Below are 8,974 nucleotides of genomic sequence, written 5' to 3'. Positions count from 1 at the left end.
ATTCTTGTTTTTAATATTGGTTGCGGGAGCCGGATTTGAACCGACGACCTTCGGGTTATGAGCCCGACGAGCTACCAGGCTGCTCCATCCCGCGTCTGAAATGATTCTTGTTTTTAATATTGGTTGCGGGAGCCGGATTTGAACCGACGACCTTCGGGTTATGAGCCCGACGAGCTACCAGGCTGCTCCATCCCGCGCCTGAAATGGTTAATGTTTTTTATTGGTTGCGGGAGCCGGATTTGAACCGACGACCTTCGGGTTATGAGCCCGACGAGCTACCAGGCTGCTCCATCCCGCGTCCGATAGCGGCTCACTATACTCAGGATCAGATCCGATGCAAGTTTTTTTCTTAAATATTGCGATATTTTATTATATCTTGTACATAAAAAAGACTTGATGATTAATTTTTGTTCTTTTATGCATATTAGGTATCATGCTTATTGATATAAGAAGTCAGCAAAAAATGATAGCCAAAAAAGTAATCAACAAATAAATACTTATTTTTTTAATGGTAATATAAAAGTAGTTATTTAATTATTATCTTAAATCAGTAAAATATTTTATCAGAAATTATCTTGATGATCGGGTGAGGGTATAATTTATTACTAATTTAAATATCCAGAATGAGGTCAATTAAGCAGATAAGAATGAAACAGATAATATAAGCTAATCGTTATTAGCTAATCGGTTATTACGGCCTGCAGATAAATAGTTAACGAGTCGGTTTTATTATCATAATAGATATAATCAGGATTTGAATTAATAAATTAGTTTCTTTTTTATTATTGGTGAACACGCTATTTTTATTAACTAAGGTTAGACATGCAATTACTCCTTTCACAAGCTTGGCTACGGCGCTTCGCTGGTATCGGCCGTCTCTATGGTCAAAAAGCGTTAATGCTTTTTGCTCGTTCCCATGTCTGTGTTGTTGGTATTGGTGGTGTAGGCTCATGGGCTGCGGAAGCATTAGCAAGAACAGGGATCGGCACTATCACACTGATTGATATGGATGATGTATGTGTGACAAATACTAATCGACAATTGCATGCATTGAGCGAAACTATTGGTCAATCAAAAGTTGAAGTCATGAAATCGCGTATTTTGCAAATTAACCCTGAATGTCAAATTAATATTATTGATGATTTTGTCTCGACGACTAATCTTGCTGAGCTGATATCAATGCAATTTGATTATGTAATTGATGCTATCGATAGCATACGGCCTAAAGCTGCTTTATTAGCTTATTGTCGTCGTTATAAAATCCCCATTGTGACCACTGGTGGCGCCGGTGGACAAATTGATCCTACCCAGATCCAAGTCAAAGATTTAGCGAAAACGATCCATGATCCCTTAGCTGCCAAATTACGTGAAAAATTAAAAAGTGATTTTAAAATAATCAAAAATAGCAAAGGTAAATTAGGTATTGACTGTGTTTTCTCGACCGAACAATTAGTTTATCCACAAAGTGATGGCACCGTCTGTAGGACTAAAAGTAATGTGGGAGGAACAATGCGTATGGATTGTGCCGCCGGTTTTGGAGCAGCAACAATGGTAACAGCTAGTTTTGGTTTTGTTGCGGTTGCGCATGTATTAAAAAAATTACAGCGTAAAATGATGGCTAGCGAAAGAAAATGAAATAATTTGCTAATTATTAGCAATCAAAGCGCATTTTGAGCGATTTTTTGGCAGGCTTAAACCCGTGATTGAATGTCATCAATTCTTGAAGTACTGAGTTGTTGAGCGAGTCCCATTTGTTTAAAATATCTACCTAATCAAGAGATAAAATTTGAGCGCTAGTTTTGTCTTGGATAACAGGGAAATATTGGCGAAATAGTGCTATAGAAAATGTTATTGGCATGAAAAGCACAGCTATCAAAATATTTAGGCTCTCTATATCTAATTATTGCAATTTTATCTTGTCAAAAATGATCTTTCTCACCAGGTTTGTTATATTCACTTAAAATTAGAAAAATAGTACTAGTCTTGATTAATAATATCTATTCTATCTGTATCATAAGTATATTATCCGATTATATTCGGCGATGAAAAAGATATATATTTAGTGGATAAAAAAACGCCGCGATAAATGCGGCGCGATAAAATTACTATGGACAGACAAGGTAAATGTATAGGAGTGAAAATAGTAGTATTAACTATTCAACCTGGAAAAACCAGATAATTTGCAAACAAAACATCACATCCATAAAGCCAAGAATTTTATATAAATTAACAATTTAGCGATTCATTCAGGCCCAGGAAGCAGCCTTACTATAGACATATACTGGTTTATCTACAATGGACAATTTATAATGCTTCAGATTATAAAAACTAATGGATATATAAGGATGAGTAAGAAGCGATCATGTCAAAATGTATGCCTCCTCTTAATGCATTAAGGGTATTTGATGCTGCAGCCCGTCATTTAAGTTTTACTAAAGCAGCAGAAGAGCTTTATGTTACTCAGGCGGCAATAAGTCATCAAATAAAAGGTTTAGAAAATTTCTTGGGTTTGAAATTATTTCGTCGGCGTAATCGTTCATTATTATTAACTAAAGAAGGGCAAAGTTATTATTTAGATATTAAAGAAATTTTTTCTTCATTACGTGAAGCTACTCGGAAATTACAGGCACTTAGCGCAAAGGGAGCATTAACCGTCAGTTTATTACCGAGTTTTGCTATTCAATGGTTAGTGCCGCGTTTATCGAGTTTTAATCATGCTTATCCTGATATTGATGTACGTATACAGGCTGTTTATCATGAGGGAGATAAAATGGCCAATGATGTTGATGTGGCCATCTTTTATGGTTATGGTAATTGGCCAGGCTTAAGAACAGATCGTTTGTATGCGGAATACTTAATACCAGTTTGTGCGCCAGCCTTATTAGCGGGGCGTTATCCATTGAAAAAACCGCAAGATTTAATTCATCATACATTGCTACATGATTCTTCTCGGCGTGATTGGCAAGCTTATGCACGTCAATTATCATTACAAGACATTATTAATGTAGAACAAGGACCCATTTTCAGTCATAGTGCTATGGTTATTCAAGCCGCCATACATGGTCAAGGTATCGCATTGATTAATAACATTATGACAAAAAATGAACTTGATACAGGTCGTTTAGTATGTCCGTTTAATGATGTTTTAATTAGTAAAAAAGCTTTCTATTTGGTTTGTCATGATACTCAAGCGGAGTTAGGTAAGATTGCTGCATTTCGTCAATGGATCCTTGCAAAAGCAGCTAGCGAGCAACAAAAATGGGGATTTGTTACTGGTGAGCCGTAAACTATATGACAAGTAAAAAAATTAATTTAAAAAGGGAAAGGATATTAACGTGAATGCTCGTTTAATGTTGATATTTGCAGGAATTAGTGGATTTTTTTGCGTTGCATTTGGCGCAATAGGTTCACATTTATTATCACCTTTACTAAACCATGATCAAAGAGAATGGATTTGTATTGGTTTACGTTATCAATCAATGCATACTTTAGTACTGATGATATTAGGTGCTATTTTATTACGTAAAGTCATATTATGGTTTTACTGGGGAGGTATTTTCTTCAGTATAGGCATTTTATTGTTCAGTGGCAGTTTTTACTGTATGGCACTATTGCAGGTAAAATATTTTGCTCATTTGACACCAGTAGGCGGCTTTTGCTTTTTGATTGGCTGGATATTAATTGTTATTGGCGCAACTCGGCTTAGGAATCCAATAATACGTCATGAATAAAAATATTATTTTATATTGCCGTGCAGGATTTGAAAAAGAGTGTGCGGCAGAAATTACCGAGAAGGCTACGCAGATCGGTGTGTATGGTTATGCTAAAGTAAAAGATAATAGCGGTTATGTCTTATTTGAATGCTATCAGTCTACTGATGCAGAGCGTTTGGCTAAAGAGATACCCTTTGCCACATTAATATTTGCTCGCCAATTAGTAGTTGTTAGCAATTTATTGAAAGATTTGCCATCCGACGATCGCGTATCGCCGATTGTTGCGTTATTGCAAGGTGTCGTTGAACGGGCTGGTGAATTACGGGTTGAGGTGCCTGATACCAATGAGAGTAAAGAACTACTGAAATTTTGCCGTAAATTTACGGTGCCCTTACGTCATGCGCTTCGTCAACAAAAAATATTGTTATTAAAAGAAAACCATCAGCGTCCAGTTATACATGTATTTTTTATTGCGGCCGGTTGTTGTTATGTTGGCTATTCTTATGTGAATAACAATTCACCTTTCTTTATGGGGATCCCTCGGTTAAAACTGCCAGTTGATGCGCCAAGTCGTTCAACATTAAAACTGGAAGAGGCATTTCATCTATTTATTCCTTATGATGAATGGGAAGAGCGTTTAGCATCGGGTATGAAGGCAGTTGATCTAGGCGCTTGTCCAGGTGGATGGACATATCAATTAGTGAAGCGCAGTATGATGGTCGATGCGATTGATAATGGCCCAATAGCGAAAAGCTTAATGCAAACAGGTCAGGTACGGCATCATCGTATTGATGGTTTTAAATTTATCCCACACACTAAGAATATTACTTGGTTGGTTTGTGATATGGTTGAAAAACCAGCAAAAGTTGCTGCTTTAATAACAGGTTGGTTGTTAAAAGGATGGTGCCGGGAAGCAATATTTAATTTAAAGTTACCGATGAAAAAACGTTATCAAGAAGTTTTACATATTTTGCACAAAATATCACAGACACTAAACGAAAATGGTATTAATGCTCAAATTCAAGCGAAGCAACTCTACCATGATCGCGAAGAGATAACGGTACATGTAAGACGAATTTGGTCAGCCTCTATACCAGAACGGGATTAGAAAAGAAGTAATTAATAATAAAAATTTATATTTTTTACTGAGTTATGGGATAAATCTCAGTTGTTGCAAATTTCCATTTAACTGTAGATCCGTTTTAAGAGAAGCCACCTGTCGGCTAATGAAAGCTATTTTTTGCGCCGGTTCAATCCGTTTGCGCCATTTCTCAGGTATCGAGTTGATATTAGCAAAAATAGCCTCTAAGGTAGGATATTGCTGAAGTAAGGTTGCTGCGGTTTTAGGACCTATGCCGGTTATACCGGGGATTTTACTGCTGTTTATGCCAGTTAGTCCCCAATAATCCTGTAATTGTTCAGGTTTAACACCAAATTCTTTATTAACGAAAGATAAATCAAGCCAGCGTTTTTGAAAATAATCACGAATATAAATCGATGATGAAAGTAGCTGACAATAGCCTTTATCTGTTGAAATGATGGTGACACGATATCCGGCAGTAGCCACTTTAATTGCTAATGTTGCCGCCAGATCGTCTGCTTCATTTTCGAAGGCATGCCAACAGGCTAATCCTTGCGCTTTAAATGCGATTTCAAGGTTATTTATTTCATGATACAGATCCTCCGGCATGGCTTGTCGGCCAGCTTTGTATTGAGGTAAAAGTTGTTGCCGCCAGTTATTTGTCTGCTGTTCTTTGCTATCGAATATTGCCACTGCATGGGTGGGCAAAGTATGGTTAATCAGCTGGCGAAGAGTTGAAATACAAGCTTGTTCGCAAGGGCTTCCTTGAACAGCATGAATACGTCTGATTAGATTTAAAGCATCAACAATAAGTAAGTGGATCATGATTTTTTGTGCATCGTTTGTCTGGTCAGTTATTTGATTATTTCATAGCAGGGTATATAGGCTGAACTGCTAGGTAGCTTCATTCGATGTTGACTAACAAACCCGCGTAATAATGTATCCATGTGAGCCATAATTATGGCATCACCATGGAGTTTATAAGGACCATGCTTTTCAATTTCTTTCATACCTACTTCTTTCACATTACCTGCAACAATGCCAGAAAAGGCTCTTCGTAAGTTAGCGGCCAATTTTTCTGGCTGCTGCGGATCACAAAATAGATTAAGTTTTGCCATATTGTCATGGGTAGGGGCAAAGGGTTTTTGCAGTTCTGAATTAACTTTTATTGACCAATTAAAGCTGTAGGCATCACCAGTATTGAGACGACTTTCTTTGACTAGAGGCATCAGTTTTTTCATTTCACGGGCTACGGCTTCTGGATCATCGATGATAATTTGATAATAATTACACGCCTGCTCACCAAGAGTATGCTTAATGAAATCATCAAGAGTGTCAAAATAGGCTTGGCTCTCTTTTGGGCCAGTTAGTATCAATGGTAATGCCTGATTATTATTGGCCGGATCCATTAAAATACCTAATAAATAAAGTAGTTCCTCTGTCGTGCCTGCACCGCCTGGAAAAATAATGATACCATGAGCTATCCGCACAAATGCTTCAAGGCGTTTTTCAATATCTGGCATGATAACAAGTTCACTAACCAGAGGGTTAGGTGGTTCAGCTGCAATAATCGAAGGTTCAGTTAACCCAAGAAAGCGGCCATTTTTATAGCGTTGCTGTGCATGGCCTACTGCGGCGCCTTTCATCGGTGCTTCCATTGCACCAGGGCCACAGCCAGTGCAGATATTTAATTCACGTAATCCTAATTCATTGCCAACCTTGCGGGCATAAAGATATTCAATTTCGTTTATTGAATGGCCTCCCCAGCAAACAATGATATTTGGATCTTCATCCAGATGCAGGACTCGGGCATTACGCAGAATGGTAAAAATAATATTAGTGATATTGATACTATTATGCAGGCTTAATGCCAGCAGTTTTTCTGCGGATATAATCTGGGCATGAACAAAAAGAATATCTCTTAATACAGAAAATAAATTTGCTTGTAGTGAACGGATAATTTTACCATCAACAAAAGCTTTTTCTGGCGGATTAATTAATTCTAGTTTCACGCCGCGTTCACGCTGGAGAACATTGATATCAAAATTGGGATATTTAGCGATTAATTCTTTGCTATTATCTGTCTTACTGCCTGAATTAAGCACAGCTAAGGAGCAGTTTCTAAATAGTTGATAAAGATCGCTACTGGCAGTACGTTTAAGAATGCTAACTTCAATTTGAGATAGTAGATCCATTGAACCTAACGGGCTGACATGTGTTATCAAATTAAACTCCTTACTGCCGTGCTAATCGCATTATTGTTGGCTGGAAATTCTCATTGCTACGCCAAGGGTTAATGTCCAGCCCGCCACGGCGTGTATAACGGGCATAAACACTTAACTTATCTGGTTGACATAATTGAAGAATATCATTGAAAATGCGCTCGACACATTGTTCATGAAATTCATTATGATGTCTAAAAGAGACTAAATAACGCAGTAGCTTTTCTCTATCAATTTTAGGGCCAAAATAATGAATTTGTATTGAGCCCCAATCAGGTTGGTTGGTAATTAAGCAATTAGATTTTAGCAGATGGCTAACTAATGTTTCGTCTACTTTAATACTCGCGGTTGCATTTTTAAGATAATCACGATTAAATTTATAATCAGTAATTTCTATCTCTTGCTCATCAATACATTCACCAGGCAAATTGTGAATAGTTTGATCGGAAAATATAGTAAGAGGCTGTAATTTTACTGTCACTTCTCCTACAGCGCAGGTTGTAAGATCTTGGTTTAGTTGTTTTTCAACTTCTTGCCAATTGATAAATTTTGTCTGATTGAAACTATTTAGATAGAGTTTAAAACTTTTGGATTCAATTAGATTTACGCTATTAGCATCAATGGTAACATGGCCGATAGCAACTTGAGGAACTCCTCGACTGTTTAGCCATGAAAGCTCATACAGTGTCCAAATATCTGCGCCATGAAAAGGTAATTTATCTGATGATAATCCTAAAGGTTGCCGATTTAAGCGACGTGGAACAGCCTGCAGTAGATGCGGTGCATAGTTATCTTGATATTCGGTTTTTTTTCCGAGCGTTAGGTGTTGTAGCTCGCCATTATCTTGATAAATTGGCATAGAGTTCCTTCTAAAATAGAAAATCAGTATGATAGTTGCTAGCTTAATCGATATATTAGAGTAAGTTTGTTATTCAATGTATAGCTTAACAACAAATTGTGTAGATAGATAATAATACCTAATGATACTTTCATATATTAGAATGATTTATTGCTATAATTCGTCACCAATAAGAATAATTGACCATGGAAACAACGATTTCTCATGCATTAAAGGAACTCACACAGCGTTATATTACTTACTGGCAACAGCAGACCGGTGGTTTACCGGCTAGTAAGAGTTTTTACAGTATTCCTTCGCCTTGTATTGAATATAGTAAAGATGAAGTCACCTTTTGGTTACCAAAACCTTTTCCGATGCCAAATCAAAAGTTACATTCTGTTGAAAAAGCGTTGGAAATTCATTTTTATCCTAATATTCACCAATTTTATACCACGCAATTAGCGGCTGATATGCGAGTAAAATTTCAAGGTAGGCAACTGGATTTAATTCAAGTATGGAATATGACAGACTTTACTCGTTTACAAGAGAACTTAATTGGACATTTAATTACGCAAAAAAGACGTAGACTAACCCCAACTCTTTTTATTGCCAGTCTAGATTCTGAATTTGAAATTATTTCCGTAGATAATCTCACTGGCCAAGTTATATTAGAAACATTGGGTCAAACAACGCGTAGCGTCTTAGCTTGTAATCTGATTGAATTTTTAAAACAACTTATTCCTGTAATTGAAGAGCAATATAATTGAGATATTTACTTATTTTTTTGTGAGATATAGCTTACAAATTATGTAAGTTATATCTGCGTTTATTGCTTTTAAAACCATGAAGCGAGATGAAATATTTTTTTATTTCAGTAGGATAAAAAAATATTCTGTAATTATCGAGAAAAAATGATTAAAAACTATTTTTTCTATTCTTGTGTTCCTCAGATAAATCCGACATTCTTATGCCCGCCGATAAGTTAGCATTTATCAAATGAACCATAAATCGTAACGAGAAGTAGAAATAACCTAACAGCAGTTTATTGCACGGAATAAATTCAGTGATTGTTACTAATAATAAGTGGTGAATGAGAGTTTATTTTCTAACTTTGAAA

Annotated in this window: 8 protein-coding genes and 3 tRNA genes; 5 read left to right on the top strand and 6 right to left on the bottom strand. The window is 36.5% G+C overall.

Translation table 11 applies throughout. From position 1 onward, the window contains the following. Positions 1-17: 17 nt before the first annotated feature. The 3 genes from H1X92_RS12605 to H1X92_RS12595 form a co-directional block, all read right to left on the bottom strand. A tRNA-Met gene (locus tag H1X92_RS12605) sits at positions 18-94 on the bottom strand. A gap of 26 nt (positions 95-120) precedes the next feature. Then, positions 121-197, bottom strand: a tRNA-Met gene (locus tag H1X92_RS12600). Between the two features lie 24 nt (positions 198-221). After that, positions 222-298 (bottom strand) — tRNA-Met (locus H1X92_RS12595). A gap of 524 nt (positions 299-822) precedes the next feature. On the opposite strand from H1X92_RS12595, the gene tcdA reads away from it, so the two are divergent. From tcdA to rlmM, 4 genes are all read left to right on the top strand, one after another. After that, entirely contained in the window at positions 823-1,635 is an 813-nt protein-coding gene (gene tcdA, locus H1X92_RS12590) for a tRNA cyclic N6-threonylcarbamoyladenosine(37) synthase TcdA (RefSeq protein ID WP_180560472.1), read from the top strand. 727 nt (positions 1,636-2,362) lie between these two features. Then, a complete protein-coding gene (locus tag H1X92_RS12585) occupies positions 2,363-3,286 on the top strand; it encodes a transcriptional regulator GcvA (RefSeq protein WP_180560471.1) in 924 nt (307 codons plus the stop codon). A gap of 64 nt (positions 3,287-3,350) precedes the next feature. After that, entirely contained in the window at positions 3,351-3,731 is a 381-nt protein-coding gene (locus H1X92_RS12580; RefSeq protein ID WP_180560478.1) for a DUF423 domain-containing protein, read from the top strand. After that, complete coding sequence (rlmM, locus tag H1X92_RS12575) at positions 3,724-4,821, top strand: 23S rRNA (cytidine(2498)-2'-O)-methyltransferase RlmM (RefSeq protein ID WP_180560470.1); 1,098 nt, start codon at positions 3,724-3,726, stop codon at positions 4,819-4,821. The genes H1X92_RS12580 and rlmM overlap by 8 nt, the downstream gene beginning before the upstream one ends. 42 nt (positions 4,822-4,863) lie before the next feature. Here the strand turns inward: rlmM and xni are convergent, their stop codons facing one another. Genes xni through queF form a run of 3 tightly spaced genes read right to left on the bottom strand, consistent with a single transcriptional unit; the run spans position 4,864 to position 7,875 of the window. Then, positions 4,864-5,619, bottom strand: coding sequence for a flap endonuclease Xni (xni, locus tag H1X92_RS12570; RefSeq protein WP_180560469.1), 756 nt, complete (start codon positions 5,617-5,619; stop codon positions 4,864-4,866). A gap of 29 nt (positions 5,620-5,648) precedes the next feature. Beyond that, entirely contained in the window at positions 5,649-7,019 is a 1,371-nt protein-coding gene (ppnN, locus tag H1X92_RS12565; RefSeq protein ID WP_180560468.1) for a nucleotide 5'-monophosphate nucleosidase PpnN, read from the bottom strand. A 10-nt stretch (positions 7,020-7,029) separates the two neighbouring features. Then, the gene (gene queF, locus H1X92_RS12560; RefSeq protein WP_180560467.1) at positions 7,030-7,875 is read right to left on the bottom strand and encodes an NADPH-dependent 7-cyano-7-deazaguanine reductase QueF; all 846 of its coding nucleotides are present in this window, start codon (positions 7,873-7,875) and stop codon (positions 7,030-7,032) included. Positions 7,876-8,060: 185 nt separating this feature from the next. Between queF and syd the strand changes: the two genes are divergently transcribed. Next, complete coding sequence (gene syd, locus H1X92_RS12555) at positions 8,061-8,624, top strand: SecY-interacting protein (RefSeq protein ID WP_180560466.1); 564 nt, start codon at positions 8,061-8,063, stop codon at positions 8,622-8,624. The last annotated feature ends 350 nt before the right edge of the window (positions 8,625-8,974 follow it).

This window comes from Arsenophonus endosymbiont of Apis mellifera (assembly GCF_903968575.1).
Lineage (GTDB): Bacteria > Pseudomonadota > Gammaproteobacteria > Enterobacterales > Enterobacteriaceae > Arsenophonus > Arsenophonus apicola.
The sequence above is the reverse complement of the archived record's forward strand: the minus strand, read 5'-3'. Positions and strand labels throughout refer to the sequence as shown.

Coding starts and splice junctions, on each gene's coding strand:
- tcdA (WP_180560472.1), top strand. CDS start 823: ATGCAATTACTCCTTTCACAAGCTTGGCTACGGCGCTTCGCTGGTATC.
- H1X92_RS12585 (WP_180560471.1), top strand. CDS start 2,363: ATGTCAAAATGTATGCCTCCTCTTAATGCATTAAGGGTATTTGATGCT.
- H1X92_RS12580 (WP_180560478.1), top strand. CDS start 3,351: ATGTTGATATTTGCAGGAATTAGTGGATTTTTTTGCGTTGCATTTGGC.
- rlmM (WP_180560470.1), top strand. CDS start 3,724: ATGAATAAAAATATTATTTTATATTGCCGTGCAGGATTTGAAAAAGAG.
- xni (WP_180560469.1), bottom strand. CDS start 5,619: ATGATCCACTTACTTATTGTTGATGCTTTAAATCTAATCAGACGTATT.
- queF (WP_180560467.1), bottom strand. CDS start 7,875: ATGCCAATTTATCAAGATAATGGCGAGCTACAACACCTAACGCTCGGA.
- syd (WP_180560466.1), top strand. CDS start 8,061: ATGGAAACAACGATTTCTCATGCATTAAAGGAACTCACACAGCGTTAT.